This is a genomic window from Ulvibacter sp. 2210JD10-4 (assembly GCF_058148525.1).
In genome coordinates this window covers 263631-282562 of record NZ_JBYVJZ010000002.1, presented here as the reverse complement: position 1 = coordinate 282562, position 18932 = coordinate 263631, and the positions used below count along the sequence as shown (strand labels likewise).

Genomic DNA, 18932 nt, shown 5'->3' with positions numbered 1-18932 from the left:
TACTAAAATTCTTTTCATAAGAGGTGCTATGCAATAAAAATTTTAATAAGGCCGCTATTAACAACTTCCTTTTGCCCTAAAATAAGATTTTAACAGCAGCCTTTTACATCCGGACATACAAAGTTAGATCAGGTTGCCTTTTAAAATGTGCGCATTTAGGTTTTTCATTAGCTTAAATGATAAAAAAGAACTGTCTCCCTATTGAAAATGGCCATTCTGATATGCGCTATTTTTTTATTGGATGAAGCACTTCCAGTGTTTACTTTTTCCAGATTTTTATATTATTTCAATAGGGAAGTATGATAAAAAAAGAACGTTTAAAACAACATGAAATAGCTGCCAATGAAAATGAATTATTGAAGCCACCACAGGAGAATAGGGTTTCAGGTAATTTTAATGGATTAAAAGCACTAATTCATCCATTTGCTTCATTAAGCAATACTTTACATAGGTTTTATTCTATAAACGATCCTGTTCAAGACTATTTTATAAACATTAAAAAGTCGAATGGCCACATTTTAAAATCTTCAAAGGTTCCTATTCATTTTAGTGGCCTTCATACAGCACTAGCTTTGTCACAAATGCTGAACAATAGAATTTCAAACCACGAATTTCCACAGCCAGTATATTTAAAGAGTGAATACTCTCACATAAGCACCTATAAGATTTTTTCAAAGAATGCCTTTAATGATGTATATAATCCGGCATCTAAATCTGCAAACATAGTTGCCGAGCTTGAAATCACCAGTAATGGTTTTAATAGTATTACAAAAACCATACTCAGGAACAAAAACTCATATAATGAATACCTGAATTTTAGTTATCAGCTTTTAAATAGTATTATAGATTTTAAAAATTTACCAAATCTGTTTTCTCCCGATAATTTCTACAAATCTAAAACAGAACTGACCACTTTTGATGTTATTTCCGGCGCCGTTTTTTGCAGTTTGGTTAATGACTACAAGAAACTGGATAAAGAATTACTGCAAAGAATTATTTTCGATTCAAAACTATCAACTCAAGTTCTTCAGTTTTACGAAGAATTAGAACTGATTATTGATCTTGATCCTCTGGAGGTAATTGATATCAATAAATTAAATAATATACATCTGCGTTTCAATGTATGGATTCAGAATAGTTTTAAAAATAGTTCTAAAGAATCCAAACTATTATCGCGAGTACTCACCAAACAATCCCGCTTAATTCATTTCATTTTTGGCGTCTGGTTTAATTTAGCTATTAGGAATAATCAGGTGCAAGAAAAAAAACCCAAATCTTTAAACCCATCTAAAGTTTCTTATTATAAAAAGGCAATAAAAGAAACAACCATACACAGGTTGCCTAATCAACGTGGCAAAAGAATAGGGATAATTGCTGTAGCACATACAGTTGAGGTGTTGGAAGAAAAAAGGCTATGGATGCATATCTTTTATCATTGTCTTGAGAATAATGAATCTAAAACCGGTTGGGTGAGAGCTACTCATTTTGTGAATACTGTATAGATGTTAGAAGATAAATAAAGAGAGCTGGGAGTTAAACCCACAGCAGGTCTTGGAGCTAAGTTATTTGTTGCTTCAATTTAATTTTTCAAAAGATAAATGCCATCATGGTTAAGCACATCGTTAAAAAATAAACTGATTATGAAATTAATTATCAATAAAATGTGGCTGTTTGTGATTTGCTTTATTATCAGCTTGTTTTTTTCTAAAAACTCAAAGAAGAAAGATGAACTCAAAAAAGAATTGATAAACTAAGATATGTTTACGAGGCATTTGCCTACGTAGTATAAATTAGTGAATAATAGAATCTCGATTTAAAATAATCGGAAGCGGGTTTTTTTTCCCAAAAGTATTATAGTAGTAGTTATATTTCATATTTAAACTGTCTATACCTCCTTCATCAAAATTCAATATATGAACTTTATTGTCTCTATAATAATCTAATAAAGATTCACCATATCCATTTATTATTAGCTCTTCATCATTAACTTGAACCTCTCTGTCACAGGAAGGTAAGTAAAGAATTATAACAAAAATAAATAATATTCTTCTCATAGAATTAATAATCAAATTTTTCGCGACTACAACAATTCTGCTCAAATTATGTGCGAGATTTTTTACGGTAATCATCTATAAGATATTCTAAATTAAGCTTTATAATCTTTTTACTTTGATTCAAATCAATTGTATAAAACTGCTGCGTTTTTAATACTTCTTGATACATGAATTTGCTTTTTGGGGCAAAAACAATTGGAATTTTATATTCAATGACATGCAAATAATCCAAAATATTATCCTCATTGTCAGCTATAAGTAAAATAGAAATTATATGATACTTATTATTAGATTCTAAAAACCCTAATAAGGCATTAATCTTTTTATATTTAAAAATATTCAAAACCAATGGTTTTAGTATTTTCTTAAATAAACAACCAAGTGTTCCTTGAGAATCAAAAATTATGATCGCTTCATTTTTATTATTTATTGGGAGTGTTGTTTTAAACATTTATTCCCTCCATTTTACCCAGACAATTGCAGCCGGATCATTTACAGCTGAACCATTAGAACGAGCTTTTATCATTAAATAATCACCTGTATTGAAATTTATATTAAAGTCTGTATAGTTAAAACTCCCTCCAGAGATATTGAACCGGCCATCTAATGTTGGGTCAGGATTATTACCAACCGGACTGCCATTAATAAGAATATCAAAGCTTTTAGTTAGATTACCTCCGGAAGTTTCTATTGTTAAATAAACAATTGTACCATTAAAAGGCATTTTAGCTCCTGTGTCAGCTTCAGTTAATGGATCTAAACCAACATCTCCACCAAAAAATAAAATTTGATCATCGGCAGCAAATGAATACCCAAATTGGAGTGCAATTGTTTCAAGACTTAACCATTTGGTTCTTGAAACATCATATGTATATAACTTATCTCCTATAAAAGATATTTGTCCTGTTGCACTACCAACTGGAGCTGTTTGCGAATTAATCTCGATTGCCGGGATTCCTGTATTGCTTGTATTTATTTCAAGCTCTGCAGTAGGGTTGGTAGTCCCAACCCCTATTTGTGCTGCAACAATGCTAATATTAAATAATCCTAAAAAAGTGATACTTCTCAAATTACTATATCTATACAATAAACTATATGCCAAAAAAGGCAGGAAATGACCTTTTCAATATATACCCTCACAATCCTCACTCAATAAAGTTCCACAACTTGTTATAGTTAGAGATTTAATTATAGTAGCGTTAACATCAATTAATCGGAGTTAGCTATATTAAAGATATTCTTCATGAAAAAAGAAAATTTGTAAAAAATACAGATGGATTTCTCTAATTCATATTTGGTTAATTGATTAATTAGTAAGTTACTATACCATTAAATAATTAAATAAACTTTCTCGACGACGTCTAGAAATTGGTAGTGTTTTCCTATTTATAAGGTCACAATATGCACCACCATCTTTTTTAATATTTACCAACATCATTAGATTGATCATATACTTATGATGAATTCGAAAGAACATATTATAAGGTTTCAACAGTTTTTCATATGTCAAAAGATTTTTACTAGATACAATACAACTTTCATCTTTTAAAAATATCATTGTATACCCCCTTTCTGCCTCACAATAAATTATATCATTAACCTTTATAATCTCTACTTTTGAGGCAGATGGTATTGCAATAATATTTCTATTTGCATTCGGGGGTACTATTTCATTATCTGTTTTATACATATCCAAGTCATAAATCATTTTAATTAAAAATTCTAATTATTCCCTAAGGCTAAAAATAGATGTAAAAATTGGCATATTGTTATCTCATCCTATTATCGGTTAAGCATATTGGATTAACGGTATTATATCCTAATTTACCGTATCTTACAAAGCCTTTTCATTGTTGATGATTCTCAACAAATAATTAGTTGCCGACATACTTAGTTTTTTAGAATATCGTTTATTTGTAGGCCCTTAGTTGAAACCACTTATTATAATTTTAGTTATATTGAAGGAGACTTTAGTATGTATTGAATAATGCATTTAAAGACTATTAATACGCTCCAAATATTCTTTGATTTTTTGTAAAAAAAAGGATGAAATTTATTACTAGTATTTAATCAATCGCTTTCAGGTATTTTTTTAGATTACAACCATTTGTATATAGGGACTTAAATTGTTTGTGGGAGAGTACATTTTATCATTTTAGTATAAAAAATATATGGGTATGAAGTTTTTTATTGTTCTTTTTATAATATGCAGTTATTCATATTCTCAAAATCATGTTGAAAAAGAGATTATTATAAATTTAAATGGTGAATCTGGAACCTTATCTAATAAGTTGTTTGTAGATGATAACGGTTTTATTTACTATGCTACAACTAGTGGATTAATAATGGATTATGGTTTTAATCACAAACTGTATCCTTTGCCAGACAAATATTCAAAAAGAATCCCTGTTGCAAATTTAATTTTTCAAGACTCCAGAAAACGTATATGGGTTTCGTATGGCTCTAAGTTATTTATTCTTGATTATCATGATACTCAATTAAGGGAAGTACCACTAGGTGAAAAACTAGAAGCAGAATATACAATATTGAAATCAATTATTGAGGACTGTAATTATAACTTTTGGCTTGGAACCAATAAAGATTTTTTAATTAAAATAGATGAGGGTTTGAATGTTACCGATTATCAAATTCCAAGTCAATATTTAACAGACCATTCTCTTTTAAGCAAAACCCATTTATATACAGAAGGTACTACTTCTGCATGTGATCTCATTATTTTTAGGCAAGGGAATAAAATTTTTGAGTTTAACGAATATGGTATTAATCTTCTATTCAATTCTTTCGATAATAAAAATTATGCTTTTACAGTCTCAGGACAGCTAGAATGGAATACAAATGGTGGTGATGGTCTTTTGTTTGTTAAGAACGGTGATTTGTTCCCTGAGAATTCTTCAGGTTACTATGTGTATAATGAAATAAAGTACCGTTATAAATTTCTTAAAAAGCATAACATACATATCATTGAAGTTCCTTTTCAAGAAATGAAAATGATTCCTAATAGTGCAAGGAAAAATATTTTTAATGGTAGCCATTTAATAGCTTCTAGCCCAGATAAAGAAAGACTGTGTGTTTTTAAACTAATGAAAGAGGAGAATACCTTCGTTCTTCATAAATCTTTTGAAACCCATTTTGCTAATCATATAGAAGATATTGAAATAGACAAAAATGGTATTATCTATATAAGTTCATTAAATCAAATAGTGAAGATTCGCTCACGTAATTTAGGGTTTGAAAAAATTCTTGAAAACATGGGTTTTAGTTTTGATAAAGTGAATATAAGTGCCAGAGGTTTTATGGAGCTTGAGAATGGTGATATTGTTGTATCAACATATTCCGGCACCTATAAAATTTATAAAGATTCAAGAAAAACAGAGAAGATACTTCCTGAGCTTTTTCCTATAAACAATTTTATTGAAGTTAATGATTCTACCATTTTAGCAGTAGGCGATAATAAAAGAATTGCAGAGTTAACTAACGAGAATATAACTTTTCACAGTTTTACTACTAATAAGAACTTTAAGACTTTACAGTATAAAACAGTAAAAAAATTAAACGATTCTATATTTATTTTAGCATCAAATCATGATTTACAAAAGTTTAATATTAATACTAAGAAATTTTATAAACTCTCAATAAATGACTCTATTGATAAATTAAATATACACATAAGAGATATCCTATTAGACAATGACAATGTATATATAGCTACGGAAAAACTAGGTCTGTTAAAAAAGCCCCTCGATAAAGATTCTATTACTTTTTATAATACTAATCCAGAAAATAAAACAAATAGCATTCACTATATGCTAAGTAAAGATAAAAAGGGGGTTATTTGGATGGGTACAGATGATGGTGTTAAATGTATTAATGAAAAAGGTATAGAGATAACACCACCTTTATTAATTAAAGAACTTAAAGGGAAAAAAGTAATAGGAATCATTTTTGACGATAATGATATTGTTTGGTTTAGTACTTACAATGGCTTGTTTAAATATGACCCTTTAGCAGAAAAAGTGTTTTAATATTATGTTAAAGATGGATTATCTGACAATGAGTTTAACCAATATTCTTTTTTTAAATCAAGTAGTAATAAAAAATATTTTGGCTCTATTAATGGTATTACCTGTTTTGATAGTATTGATGATGATAATCGTTTAGAGCCAAAAATACTTCCGGTCGAGTTTTCATATTTTGACAAGTCGGTTAAAAAGACTGTTTACAGGGCTTCTGAAGATAATGCAACTATAGACTTAAGCCATAAAGACAACTCTATAGATTTATCTTTTACCATGAATGATGTTTTTGACTTATCTAATATTAAGTTTAAATATTTGATTGAAAATTTGAATGACTCCTGGGTTGATCTTGGCAATCAAAACGAGTTAAAATTACCTTCATTATCACCTGGTTCGTATAGTATAAGAATTAAAGGTATAAATACAAATGGTTATGAAACCACTAATGAGCTATTCTACAAAATTAATGTGGCTGATGCTTTTTACAGACAAGGATGGTTCTTAATTTCCGTATTTTTTGTAATAGCTCTTATAACATCAATTGTTTTTATGTATATAATGCGTAATCAGAAAAGAAAGTACCTGAACAATTTGTCAATGATTGAATTGCAGAGTAAAACATTATTAATTCAAATGAATCCACATTTTATTTTTAACTCATTAAATGTTATTAAGGGACAAATAATGCTAGAAGAATTTGAAAAGGCTGAAGATGATATTGTACAATTTTCCAAGTTAATGAGAACCACTCTGGATTTAAGCAGAAACAGCTGGATTACTTTGTCCAAAGAATTAGAATATATAAAATCTTATATTCATTTTAAGAACAATGAAAGTCATGAAATTGAATTAGAATTTGTAACCCCATCAAATTTCGATTTAAAAATTCCTTCAATGATGATACAGCCCATTATTGAGAATAGTATTATTCACGGCTTCAAAGATATTAAAGGTAAAAAAATCATAAAATTGATTTTTCATGAGCCTCTAACTACAAAAAAAATAGTCGTAATTGAGGTTATAGATAATGGCATAGGCCTAGAAAACACAAAAGGGGCAAATACTAAACATGTTTCTTACGGGTCGCAGATATTAAAAGAGCGAATTTCATTATTGAACAAGTTAAATAAGGATAAAAATCTATACAGCATTGAATATATAAATCTATCCGGTGAGGAAAAAGGAACCAAAGTAATTATAAAATTACCCTATAAAGATTAATAAGTTTCTCATATTTAATTCCAAAACTTTTTAATTCTCCAATTCCAGAGACCAGTATATATTAGCCATAAAATTATCAATAAAAATCGTTGAATATTTTAATCACTTCTGCCCGCCTTCGCCTGGCTATTGGAATATGTTCATCTGGTTCTACAACTAAAGTGCCGTCATTAAAATATTTTTTAACTTTTAAAAAATTGACTATGTGCGATTTATGAACTCTATAAAAAATGGGGTACTGCTTTAACCGAGAATCATAATGTCCTATACCATAAGAGCTTATATGTAAATTGCCGTCTGTTAAATATATTTTAGAATACTTAGAAACACTTTCAATCCTAATAATATCATTAATTTTTACAATAAATGTACATCCTTGGGTAGGAATAGAAATTAATCCCGTTATTTGAGGTATTGGTTTTTTTCTTCCTGATAACAGCTTATTATTTGTAATAATATTTAAGGCTTTTGTAATTGTGGTTACAAAATCTGGCTCTGAATAGGGCTTAAGTATGTAACCCAAAGCATGTTTCTTAAAAGCGTCTAATGCATAGCCCGAATGTGAAGTAGAAAAAACAATTTCCGTTTTAATAGATTCTATTTGATTGACAAGATCCATACCATTTAGCTCAGGCATATCTATGTCCACAATTATTAGATTGGGTTTATTCTCATTAATAAAATCTAAGCCTTCAATTGGATTAGTAAAACTAAATACTTCATCAATTACCGAGTTAAAATTTTTTGCTATTAAGTCTTTAATATAATTTAAATCCCTTTCATTATCATCTATTACTGCTATTATCATTGTCTTTTTTCCAATAAAGGTAGAAAAATTCTATGTTGTAATTATTAAAGTAAAGTAAACCTTAACATAACTATTCCTCTTTAGCAATCCCACCAAAAAATTATTTAGTGTTAAACTTTAATGAATTGTTACTAGTAAAATAATAATGAGACAATAGCATTTGGTTACGAAAAAACGTAATCCTGCTTTTATTAATATGAAGTAAGTATAAAAAGTATATAGAAATGTTGAAATGCTTTAAAAACAGTTGACTAAATCAATGATCTAATGACAGATTTTTAATTATAAGTCTATTCTCTTTCAACAATAATGAACTCGCTTCGTCTATTTAAAAGGTGTTCCTGTTCGCTGCAACTGGATCCATCTACACAATCATTCTTTAATTGACTCTCACCAAACCCGTTAGCTGTAATACGGGTTGCATCAATACCCTGATTGATAATGTAGGTCATAGTTACATTTGCCCTACGTTCAGATAATAGTAAATTATAATTGTCGGTACCTCGACTATCTGTATGTGAACCTATTTTAATCTTTACGCTTGGGTTTTGATTCATAAAAGCGACAACTTTCATCAATTCTATTTCAGATTCAGATTTTATCTTAAATGCATCATAGTCAAAATAAATGGGTAGTAAATTGATTGCATCTGTTATGTCTAAATTATCTTCTATTTCTGTAACATTTCGTTTCAGCATTAAATCGATCACATTGGTTTCTACAGTAATATTTGATTTTAAAAACTCATTTGCCCCAATATAATCTGGCTTATTTGCCTCAACGATATGGTCATAATAACGATTATATTCAAATCTGTAGGTCCCGTCACTCGCAGTTACAACCTCACCTATTGTATTATTCTGAACATCTTTAAGAACTACTTTTGCATTAGAAAGTGGCATTGATGTATCTTCATCAGTTACAGTTCCTGTTAATACACCCCTAATCGCTTCTTTTATACTTTTAGTTTCATCGAACATATAAATATCATCCAAACCCTGACCTCCTGATCTGTTAGAACTAAAGCCTCCTTTTTTGGTTTCATTATTGATAAAAAATGCAAAATCATCTGAGTCACTATTTATTGGTGCTCCTACATTTATCATTTGCGGTATTTCTTGTTTCAAATCAATATAAAAAATATCGTAACCCCCTAAGCCATAATGGCCATCTGATGAAAAATATAATTCATAATCTGAGCTTATAAACGGAAATGATTCTTTTCCTTTAGTATTAACCGATGGCCCCATATTTTTTGGCACATTAAGTATCCCGTTTTTATTTATGGTTACCATATAAATATCTGTTTGCCCTAGCCCTCCAGGTTGATCTGAAGCATAATATAAAATATTTTCATCGGGACTTAAAGATGGATGAGCTGTTGAATATGTATCACCATTAATTGATAAATCTTCAACAGGCCCCCAATTACCATCATCTAGTTTTATTGAACGATAAATTTTTAAATTTTCCTTTTTATTATTTGATGTTTTTGAGCTACTACTCCGCGTAAAGTATACTGTATTTCCATCTTTAGTGTAAAAGGCAGATGATTCATGAAACTTTGAATTCAGTCCGTTTTTTGATCTATTTGCTTCTCCTAAACTTCCATCTTCATTATATGATGCTTCCCAGAGGTCCAAAAAATAACCCCCTGTCCATTTATCTTCAGTTTTTGAAAAACTGCTTGAACGCTGAGCAGATGTAAACACAAATTTTTCATCTACAATTACACCGCCATATTCTGGTTGTTCTGTATTAATTGCTGCAGGTGTTATACTATATCTGTTAGAATTCTTTTCAATAATTCCCAAATAACTCTGAGCAGATGAAAACTTTAAGTTCTCTTTATCTATTCGCTTTAAAAATTCATCATAAATGCGTTCAGATTCTTGAATTTCTCCTGTTGCTTTTAGCGATTGTGCATATCTTAATAAATAAATGGGGTCATCTGGATTACTATTTAATGCCATCAATTCTTTATACCATTTTACAGACTCTTGGTAATTAGCATTAAAATAATAACAATTTCCCAGTCTTTGGAATAGCTCTTCAGACTTAAAACCTGACTCTGCTACATTCAAGTATACCTCAGTAGCATTTATATACTCAAGGCCAACATACTTTTTATCTGCACGGTTAAGTTTACTACTCTGTTGTGTATAAGAAGTTTGAGATAGTATCATCAATGCTGAAAAAAGAACGATATGTAAAAATGTATCTAAACTGGTTTTCATACTTAAATAATTTTATTTTACTAATTAGCTAAAGATGTCTTTATTAAAAGAATCTGGGGGATACTTTATTTCTAACTTTAGTAAATAACTCCCATCTTAAAAAGATCTCATGAGATCCATTGTTATATTTTCCTAAATCTGTAGTGTCCCAATCATAGGCATACCCTAACATAAGCTGGTCTGATATTTGAAATCCTGCCAAGCCACTTACCGCAGCATCTAACCTATAGGCAGCTCCCAAAGTAAATTTTTTATTAAACCAAAAATTTGCCGAAACATCTACCCCTAATGGTGCCCCGGAAACAGCCCTTACTAAAAAGGCAGGTTTTAAATCCCAGGTATCACTTAAATTAAAAACATATCCTCCTGTAAAGAAAATATGCATTCGCTCAGATGCTGTTGAAATGGAATTATTATCATAATGCTCTGTATTTAATAAATTAGGTGATGACAGGCCAACATACCATGTATTGGTATGTAACATTGCTCCTAAACCAACTATAGGCTGAAATTTATTATCGATATTTGATTGAAATACCGGCTCCGTAGGGTCATCAATTAATAATTTTGTATAATCTACATCCAGTAATTGAAATCCTGTCTTTAGTCCAAAGCTGAATTTTGTGTCATTTTCTGAAACTTTTAAGGTATATGAGTAATCAATGACCAGATTATTTTCAACCGAAGGTCCTACTTCTTCATTATAAAAAGACAATCCTAAACCAAGACCTCTTTCTCCTACTGGCGTGTTTAAAGAAAACTGAATTGTTTTTGGCGCACCGTCAAGACCTGCCCATTGACTTCTATAAATACCATTAATACTCAATAGGTCTCTACTTCCTGCATAGGCAGGATTTATTGTTGTTGTATTATACATATATTGTGTATACTGAGGGTCTTGCTGAGCTAATACGGATACTGAAAATAATAGGAATAATACTATTATGATTTTATTCTTAAAAATCATTGAGTCTTGATTTAAAAATTGTGTCATAATCATATAATATTAGTCTGTTGTGATGTATAAATACCCAGCTTTTTTTACACGTTGCGCAGGTATGTTAGTGTCTCCGGGAAAATCATATTCCAGTATGTAATAATAGGTTCCTGTGGGCAGTGTCTGAGATGAATCAATAGTTAAACGTCCATCACTAAACCCTCTGAATACATTATTTGTTTCGTTATAACCACTTGTGCTAAAAACCTCTACTCCCCAACGGTTAAATATTTTAACCGTATTATTTGGGTATCTGTCTATACCGTCTATAAAGAAAAAATCATTTTTACCATTACCATTAGGAGATACTGCTGTATAAATAACCAGGTCGTCCGGTAGTATGAGATCTTCTTTTACCAATGCAAGCGTAAAAACTCCATAACCTTCAACAGTACTTATGGTAGTTACGGTCTGGTTTGCAGCATCTGGCACTCCACCTTCATCTACCCAAAACCCACGAGTTTCATCCCAACGTACTATATGTATTGCATCCGGGTTTGCATTAGTAATAAAATCCGGAGATGTATCTTCATCCCACCTTAAGGTTATCAAAATATCTGAACTTCCTATGATGCGTTCTATTACCCAATACTCTGTATCATCAATACGCTCTATAATACCTTGTGCAAGATTGTGTGGATTGTTTGGGTTACTGTTTGTTAAAAAATAACGCCCTGTATAACCATCTGTAATTAGGTCTGGTGCACTTATTTCTGCCTGGCGGTAAAAACCATCAACTCCTACAGGAAATTCAAAACTGTTGTCTCCTATTTTTAAAACCTCACCATTTACATGGCTTACATCACTGGTTTTTATATGTGACGCATTGGACTGAAACGTAAATGTACCTCCAAAACTATCATTATCAACAATTCCCTCGTCAAACTCACTTTCATTGGCTATACTTATGTTTCCGGATAACTGAAACGGAACAGCACTACTGGTATTACGAAATAATACATCGTGTAAAAAGCTTTGTGATGTACCGGAAATTTGCTGTGAGTCACTGCCTTGAAAACGTGTAAGCCCTTCGTTAAAAAAATCTACTGTACCATCGTTATTAAAATTTGAATACACAAATAACTCACCATCATTAAATAAACTGCCAATTGTAGTATTATTAAAACTATCAACGACACCTAACTGGGTATTTGGTAAAACTACCATCTCTCCTGTATTTGTTGTTTGTGCCTTAATTTGTATATGTTGTAACACTAAAAGCATAGCTACTGGAATCATTAATGGCCTTATATATATTTTTAAATTCATAATATTTACTTAGTATATTACACTATTCGTTATATTTTTCACAAGAAAACATAAGGTTCACAACCTATATGTATTTCTATATTTTTATCACCCTTAATTCATTTAAAAATCTCCATTAACCATAGGTTGTTTACTTCCATTTAAAAAAAACTTATCATGGCGCATACGCGATGCACAGTTCATAGCATCGCCTACAAAGGTGAATATCCCAGCAGTTTGCATACTGGTGCGCTGTGCTTCCCCATTACAAAACTGTAAGCCTCCTGCGCCTATGGTAGCATTAGGGTTACTAAAGTTTTGTGCCTGCCAACCTATTAAGGTTGCATCCCAATTATCCTGAGAAAGACCGCTGACATCTAAAAAGGAAGTACCATTAATTAGGTTGCCAATATCCCAGCTACCCAGGTTTCTATTAAAAGATATAGCAATTCGAAACATTGACACCATATTAGTAACATTAGATACATTCCAATTCTCTATGGGTTGATTAAATGCAACGGCATTGTGAAACATATTCCCCATATAGGTGACATTGGATACATTCCAATTCCCTATGGGTTGATTAAATGCAGATGCCGTAAAAAACATATCTCCCATATTGGTGACATTAGATACATTCCAATTCCCAATGGGTTGATTAAATACAGAAGCAGCGTTGAACATTCCAAACATACTGGTAACGTTAGACACATTCCAATTCCCTATGGGTTGATTAAATGCAGATGCGACAAAAAACATTCCTATCATGCTCGTTACGTTTGATACATTCCAATTTCCAATAGGTTGATTAAATGGAGTTTGTTGAAACATGCGTTCCATATCGGTCACATTACCCACATTCCAATTTCCAATAGGCTGGTTAAATCCACTACCAGAAAATAGAAGTTTCATATTAGTGACATTTGACACATTCCAATTTCCAAGAGGTTGATTAAATAGTGTAGCACCACCAAATACACTTCCCATATTGGTAACATTAGATACATTCCAATTATTAAATGCCGGAGTGCCTACAAGTGAAGCACAACCAGTAAATGTACCTTCTAGTGAGGTTACTGCGCTTAAATTAGGAACATCATTAGCCAAAACATCTAGGTTAATACATCCATCATAAGCAGACTGCATTGATGTCCATGCAATACTGCTACCCCATTGATCTATAGAAAGTATTTTCTCTGGATCATCATCAACAGAAACTCTCATTAAATTTCCTCCTCCAGAAATTGCATTGCGTATAGCTATTTTTACAACACCGGCAGGGTAACCAAGTGAAACAACATCTATAGTAATCACCGGACCTATTTGGTTCAAAAGTTCATAACTACCATCATTCCCAACATCTATATCAAATACTCCGACTGCAGATATATTTATAGAATTATTATTAGTTGCCCCAGGATTTGTGGTATTCCAGGTAGTTATAAACTCTGCTTGTGCTGTCGCTCCAATAGAAGACAGAAGCACTATACATAGTATTTGTATTTTATGTTGTAGTTGATGCATCATCACTCTATATATTTTTATACACATTTACTTTATACTTCTTCCTGTTATTAAACACTTTTTAAAATCTGTTTTTATTGTAGTTTAATGTAATATCACCTATACGTACAAAAACAGCACCTTGAATTATATTACTGGGAACGGTTAACTTTATTCTTATAATAATGGTATCTCCTGCTACAGCAGGCGCCATATTAGCCGCGGTAGCTACTGATATTGTAGTGAAAACAGGATTATTAAAAGCTGGTAAAAAACCGTTATTTTGCAAAGCTGTTGGATTACCTGCTTCAAAAATTTCAACTCCAAAAAATGATGATCCACTCCCTTGAGAATCTATAGTTATAGGTGTACTAGTCCAACTATTAAAATCGTCAGGCAATGTTATACGTACTACTACATCATAATCATTATTAGGTCCAGATGTCTCAAAATTACTTGCCTCATAATAATTCATGAATGTTGGTGAATCTAAATTATCAGCAGTAACGGTAATACTATTATTAGTACCATCTGCGCTAAGTGTAGCGCCCGCATATTCTGCACTTAACACCATTTTTTCTACGGTAGTTGCAGTAGCATTAATGTATGAACCACCATCTGCACCTGAAGCTACAATCAAGTTATTTGCATCTGCGCTTACTGTGGTCACGTCTATACTTACGTCTTCTAATAATGAGTTAACTGGAGTACCTCCTATGGTTACGGCCCCAGAAGTTGTTGTTAATGTTCCGTCACCAGGTATTGCTGATAAATCTACTTGAGTAGTATTACCATTCTCATCTGTATAGTCCAGATTAATGCCGTCAGCATTCAATGCCAATACAGTTAATGTTTCTAAATTTGCTATATCAATGGTAGTACCTACCCCGTCTTCATCTGTATAGGTAAAAGTACCATCGGCATTGTCCACTATCGTAGTTAAAGTTTCCAGATTGGCCACGATACCCGATAGGTCAACCTGAGTGGTTACTCCGTCTTCATCCACATAGTCGATATTTACATTGTCTGGGTTTAAAGCGATCGTCGTTAAGGTTTCTAGGTTTGCTATATCGATCGTGGTGCCAACTCCATCTTCATCCGTATAGGTAAAAGTACCATCGGCATTGTCCACTATCGTAGTTAAAGTTTCCAGATTGGCCACGATACCCGATAGGTCAACCTGAGTGGTTACTCCGTCTTCATCCACATAGTCGATATTTACATTGTCAGGATTTAAAGCGATGGTCGTTAAGGTTTCTAAATTTGCTATATCAATGGTAGTACCTACCCCGTCTTCATCTGTATAAGTAAAAGTGCCATCGGCATTGTCCACTATCGTAGTTAAAGTTTCCAGATTGGCAACGATCCCCGATAGGTCTACCTGAGTGGTTACTCCGTCTTCATCCACATAGTCAATGTTTACATTATCTGGGTTTAAAGCGATCGTCGTTAAGGTTTCTAGATTTGCAATATCGATCGTGGTGCCAACTCCATCTTCATCCGTATAGGTAAAAGTACCATCGGCATTGTCCACTATCGTAGTTAAAGTTTCCAGATTGGCAACGATCCCCGATAGGTCTACCTGAGTGGTTACTCCGTCTTCATCCACATAATCAATATTCACATTATCAGGGTTTAAAGCGATCGTCGTTAAGGTTTCTAGATTTGCAATATCGATCGTAGTGCCCACTCCATCTTCATCTGTATAGGTAAAAGTGCCATCGGCATTGTCCACTATCGTAGTTAAAGTTTCCAGATTGGCAACGATCCCTGATAGATCAACCTGAGTGGTTACTCCGTCTTCATCCACATAATCAATATTTACATTGTCTGGGTTTAAAGCGATCGTCGTTAAGGTTTCTAGGTTTGCTATATCGATCGTAGTACCTACCCCGTCTTCATCTGTATAGGTAAAAGTACCATCGGCATTGTCCACTATCGTAGTTAAAGTTTCCAGATTGGCCACGATACCCGATAGGTCTACCTGAGTGGTTACTCCATCTTCATCCACATAGTCGATATTCACATTATCAGGATTTAAAGCGATCGTCGTTAGTGTTTCTAAATTTGCAATATCGATCGTGGTGCCAACTCCATCTTCATCTGTATAGGTAAAAGTACCATCGGCATTGTCCACTATCGTAGTTAAAGTTTCAAGATTAGCTACAATCCCCGATAGATCAACCTGAGTGGTTACACCGTCTTCATCCACATAATCAATGTTTACATTGTCTGGGTTTAAAGCGATCGTCGTTAAGGTTTCTAGGTTTGAAATATCAATGGTAGTACCCACTCCATCTTCATCTGTATAGGTAAAAGTACCATCGGCATTGTCCACTATCGTAGTTAAAGTTTCCAGATTGGCAACGATACCCGATAGGTCAACCTGAGTGGTTACTCCGTCTTCATCCACATAGTCGATATTTACATTGTCTGGGTTTAAAGCGATGGTCGTTAAGGTTTCTAGGTTTGAAATATCAATGGTAGTACCCACTCCATCTTCATCTGTATAGGTAAAAGTACCATCGGCATTGTCCACTATCGTAGTTAAAGTTTCCAGATTGGCAACGATCCCCGATAGGTCTACCTGAGTGGTTACTCCGTCTTCATCCACATAATCAATATTCACATTATCAGGGTTTAAAGCGATCGTCGTTAAGGTTTCTAGATTTGCAATATCGATCGTAGTGCCCACTCCATCTTCATCTGTATAGGTAAAAGTGCCATCAGCATTGTCCACGATCGTAGTTAAAGTCTCCAGATTAGCTACAATACCCGATAGGTCAACCTGAGTGGTTACTCCGTCTTCATCCACATAGTCAATGTTTACATTGTCAGGGTTTAAAGCGATCGTCGTTAAGGTTTCTAGATTTGCAATATCGATCGTGGTGCCAACTCCATCTTCATCCGTATAGGTAAAAGTGCCATCGGCATTGTCCACGATCGTAGTTAAAGTCTCTAAAGCTTGAATTAATCCGGAAATATCTAAGGCATTTGTATCACCGTTCTCATCTATATAATCGAGAGTACTATTGGCAATATTTACCGTTAATGATGTTAGTGTTTCGAAGTTGTTTATTATTTCTGAAAGATCAACACTACTTGTCACACTATCTTCATCAACATACTCTAGGGTAAACCCGTCGGCATTAAGACCAAATGTTGTTAAGGTTTCAAGTAAAGCTATATCATTTGTTCCCACTACTCTCTGCCATGATGTATCCTGCCAATAATAATATCCTGGTCTAACATCGTTAACGGTTTGTGTTGCGTACACAATAAGACTGTTAACATTACCATTAGTAATTGTTGTAGCATCTGTTGTACTTTGCAACGCTACTCGTGGAATTAAAAGACCTCTATCTGATGATGTTATGTCTAATTGAGCAGAGCCATCTGGAAGTGGGCTTCCAATACTCACCTGCGCATACGTGATTACAGAAAAGAAAAGGCATACTAGTAATCCTAAAAGTTTAGTTGTTTTCATAAGCAGAAGTTTACTTTTATTAATGTTGTTTTCTGGAATTTTAAATTGTAATATATATAGCGATTTACCCCTATACATAGTCTTAGTATTAATTCATTTATTTAATGAGAATGTTTTAGAAAAGATATTTTTGAATTTCAAGCACACAGCTTTATTTATAGCGTTGCTTAGTTTATAAAATTCTTATTTTTGGCTAGAAACTAAACTCAATATGTTATTGAACAAATGTTTAGCATTTTCGACGAATAACATCCATAGAATTTATAAGTGGTATGGTTTTTAATACAAATGGTTTCTAAAATGAATAAATGGTTTCGGTATTTATAAGCTTTTATTTTTTCACCGATACTTTTGACTCTTAATCGGAATAATGTCTATTTTTCAAAAAAATGGAAGGATTTATAGTAATAAAAAGCAGAGATTTGATTGTATCGTCTTTAGTTTTTTAAGATGATTCCCCGCATCAGATGTTGGGGGAACCTTTCATCTAAATTTTCCTATAAATCCCCCTCCCAACACTTCTGTAAATGATTTTTTGGGGTTTTTGTTTCCCTGTTTTTTCTGCTATTTCATTGTCAAATCAAGCTCTTATTTGTAAGGGTTTTTTCTATTAAATAGAATTTCCACTATTTACATTGGATACAAAAAATCCAAAGAATAAAGCTTCTCTTTCATATAAATAACCCCACTTATTCTTAAAAACTACCACTTATCTTTAAAAACCCCCACTTATTGCTTAATGGTTTCATGGTGAACAGATTAAGACTTCTTTTGTCAAATTAAATTAATTAGCCATGCAAAAAATAAGTCTAAAGTTTATTGTCCTATTAATAGGTGTCTCTTTATTATCTTCTTGTTCAACAGAAGATGTTATTTTAAATGATGCCCATGCAGAAATGGATATATCTATAATTAACAGAACAAATTGGGAATTTGCCAGAGAGCTACATGATGTTGTAAATGACTATCGAATAGAGAATGGTTTTTCAAAATTGATCCTTGATAGAGAAGAAGCATCCATTCTTGCCACACAACATACCATATATATGATCGAGCAAAAGTCTATTAGCCATGACAATTTTGGATTAAGGTCTAAAAGATTAAAAGAAAATGGTGCAAAAAGTGTTTCAGAAACTGTAGCCTTTGGTTATAATAAAGCTGAAGAACTTCTATCCGCTTGGCTCAATAGTCCAAATCATAAAAGAATTTTAGAAGGAAACCATACACATTGTGGATTTGGAGTTGTAAAGAGTGATGATGGAAGATACTATTTTACACAGCTTTTCTATAGAAAGTAATGTGAAGATAGATACTGAAACTATAACAAAAAAGTTATACAA

General features: G+C 32.4%; 14 protein-coding genes. 4 read left to right on the top strand and 10 right to left on the bottom strand.

Features of this window, described 5'->3' with window-relative positions:
• The first annotated feature begins 299 nt into the window (after positions 1–299).
• Positions 300–1502: a hypothetical protein gene (locus tag ACY2RT_RS06915; protein WP_490155167.1), complete on the top strand. Its 1203-nt coding sequence runs from the start codon at positions 300–302 to the stop codon at positions 1500–1502.
• A 288-nt stretch (positions 1503–1790) separates the two neighbouring features.
• On the opposite strand, the gene ACY2RT_RS06910 is transcribed toward ACY2RT_RS06915, so the two are convergent.
• From ACY2RT_RS06910 to ACY2RT_RS06895, 4 genes are all read right to left on the bottom strand, one after another.
• Complete coding sequence (locus ACY2RT_RS06910; protein ID WP_490155166.1) at positions 1791–2054, bottom strand: hypothetical protein; 264 nt, start codon at positions 2052–2054, stop codon at positions 1791–1793.
• 46 nt (positions 2055–2100) lie between these two features.
• Positions 2101–2505, bottom strand: coding sequence for a hypothetical protein (locus tag ACY2RT_RS06905; RefSeq protein WP_490155165.1), 405 nt, complete (start codon positions 2503–2505; stop codon positions 2101–2103).
• Entirely contained in the window at positions 2506–3123 is a 618-nt protein-coding gene (locus ACY2RT_RS06900; RefSeq protein WP_490155164.1) for a hypothetical protein, read from the bottom strand.
• 252 nt (positions 3124–3375) lie between these two features.
• Positions 3376–3744, bottom strand: a complete 369-nt coding sequence (locus ACY2RT_RS06895; RefSeq protein ID WP_490155163.1) for a LytR/AlgR family response regulator transcription factor — start codon at positions 3742–3744, stop codon at positions 3376–3378.
• Positions 3745–4231: 487 nt separating this feature from the next.
• Between ACY2RT_RS06895 and ACY2RT_RS06890 the strand changes: the two genes are divergently transcribed.
• Positions 4232–6097 (top strand): hypothetical protein, encoded by a 1866-nt coding sequence (locus ACY2RT_RS06890; RefSeq protein ID WP_490155162.1) that lies wholly within the window; start codon positions 4232–4234, stop codon positions 6095–6097.
• Positions 6098–6364: 267 nt separating this feature from the next.
• Complete coding sequence (locus ACY2RT_RS06885) at positions 6365–7312, top strand: histidine kinase (RefSeq protein WP_490155161.1); 948 nt, start codon at positions 6365–6367, stop codon at positions 7310–7312.
• A 76-nt stretch (positions 7313–7388) separates the two neighbouring features.
• Here the strand turns inward: ACY2RT_RS06885 and ACY2RT_RS06880 are convergent, their stop codons facing one another.
• From ACY2RT_RS06880 to ACY2RT_RS06855, 6 genes are all read right to left on the bottom strand, one after another.
• The gene (locus ACY2RT_RS06880; RefSeq protein ID WP_490155160.1) at positions 7389–8120 is read right to left on the bottom strand and encodes a LytR/AlgR family response regulator transcription factor; all 732 of its coding nucleotides are present in this window, start codon (positions 8118–8120) and stop codon (positions 7389–7391) included.
• Positions 8121–8410: 290 nt separating this feature from the next.
• Positions 8411–10357, bottom strand: a complete 1947-nt coding sequence (locus ACY2RT_RS06875) for an OmpA family protein (protein ID WP_490155159.1) — start codon at positions 10355–10357, stop codon at positions 8411–8413.
• A gap of 43 nt (positions 10358–10400) precedes the next feature.
• Positions 10401–11324: a PorP/SprF family type IX secretion system membrane protein gene (locus ACY2RT_RS06870; protein WP_490155399.1), complete on the bottom strand. Its 924-nt coding sequence runs from the start codon at positions 11322–11324 to the stop codon at positions 10401–10403.
• A 39-nt stretch (positions 11325–11363) separates the two neighbouring features.
• Positions 11364–12623 carry a T9SS type B sorting domain-containing protein gene (locus ACY2RT_RS06865; protein ID WP_490155158.1) on the bottom strand — a complete coding sequence of 420 codons (1260 nt, stop codon included), beginning with the start codon at positions 12621–12623 and terminating at the stop codon, positions 11364–11366.
• Between the two features lie 102 nt (positions 12624–12725).
• A complete protein-coding gene (locus ACY2RT_RS06860; protein WP_490155157.1) occupies positions 12726–14129 on the bottom strand; it encodes a BspA family leucine-rich repeat surface protein in 1404 nt (467 codons plus the stop codon).
• 58 nt (positions 14130–14187) lie between these two features.
• Positions 14188–17592 carry a beta strand repeat-containing protein gene (locus tag ACY2RT_RS06855; protein WP_490155156.1) on the bottom strand — a complete coding sequence of 1135 codons (3405 nt, stop codon included), beginning with the start codon at positions 17590–17592 and terminating at the stop codon, positions 14188–14190.
• Between the two features lie 794 nt (positions 17593–18386).
• Here ACY2RT_RS06855 and ACY2RT_RS06850 point away from each other — a divergent pair.
• A complete protein-coding gene (locus ACY2RT_RS06850) occupies positions 18387–18890 on the top strand; it encodes a CAP domain-containing protein (RefSeq protein ID WP_490155155.1) in 504 nt (167 codons plus the stop codon).
• The last annotated feature ends 42 nt before the right edge of the window (positions 18891–18932 follow it).

Bases quoted from the DNA above. Each gene is read 5' to 3' on its own strand.
- ACY2RT_RS06915 (WP_490155167.1), top strand. From the start codon at position 300: ATGATAAAAAAAGAACGTTTAAAACAACATGAAATAGCTGCCAATGAA.
- ACY2RT_RS06910 (WP_490155166.1), bottom strand. From the start codon at position 2,054: ATGAGAAGAATATTATTTATTTTTGTTATAATTCTTTACTTACCTTCC.
- ACY2RT_RS06905 (WP_490155165.1), bottom strand. From the start codon at position 2,505: ATGTTTAAAACAACACTCCCAATAAATAATAAAAATGAAGCGATCATA.
- ACY2RT_RS06895 (WP_490155163.1), bottom strand. From the start codon at position 3,744: ATGTATAAAACAGATAATGAAATAGTACCCCCGAATGCAAATAGAAAT.
- ACY2RT_RS06890 (WP_490155162.1), top strand. From the start codon at position 4,232: ATGAAGTTTTTTATTGTTCTTTTTATAATATGCAGTTATTCATATTCT.
- ACY2RT_RS06885 (WP_490155161.1), top strand. From the start codon at position 6,365: ATGAATGATGTTTTTGACTTATCTAATATTAAGTTTAAATATTTGATT.
- ACY2RT_RS06880 (WP_490155160.1), bottom strand. From the start codon at position 8,120: ATGATAATAGCAGTAATAGATGATAATGAAAGGGATTTAAATTATATT.
- ACY2RT_RS06875 (WP_490155159.1), bottom strand. From the start codon at position 10,357: ATGAAAACCAGTTTAGATACATTTTTACATATCGTTCTTTTTTCAGCA.
- ACY2RT_RS06870 (WP_490155399.1), bottom strand. From the start codon at position 11,324: ATGATTTTTAAGAATAAAATCATAATAGTATTATTCCTATTATTTTCA.
- ACY2RT_RS06865 (WP_490155158.1), bottom strand. From the start codon at position 12,623: ATGAATTTAAAAATATATATAAGGCCATTAATGATTCCAGTAGCTATG.
- ACY2RT_RS06860 (WP_490155157.1), bottom strand. From the start codon at position 14,129: ATGATGCATCAACTACAACATAAAATACAAATACTATGTATAGTGCTT.
- ACY2RT_RS06855 (WP_490155156.1), bottom strand. From the start codon at position 17,592: ATGAAAACAACTAAACTTTTAGGATTACTAGTATGCCTTTTCTTTTCT.
- ACY2RT_RS06850 (WP_490155155.1), top strand. From the start codon at position 18,387: ATGCAAAAAATAAGTCTAAAGTTTATTGTCCTATTAATAGGTGTCTCT.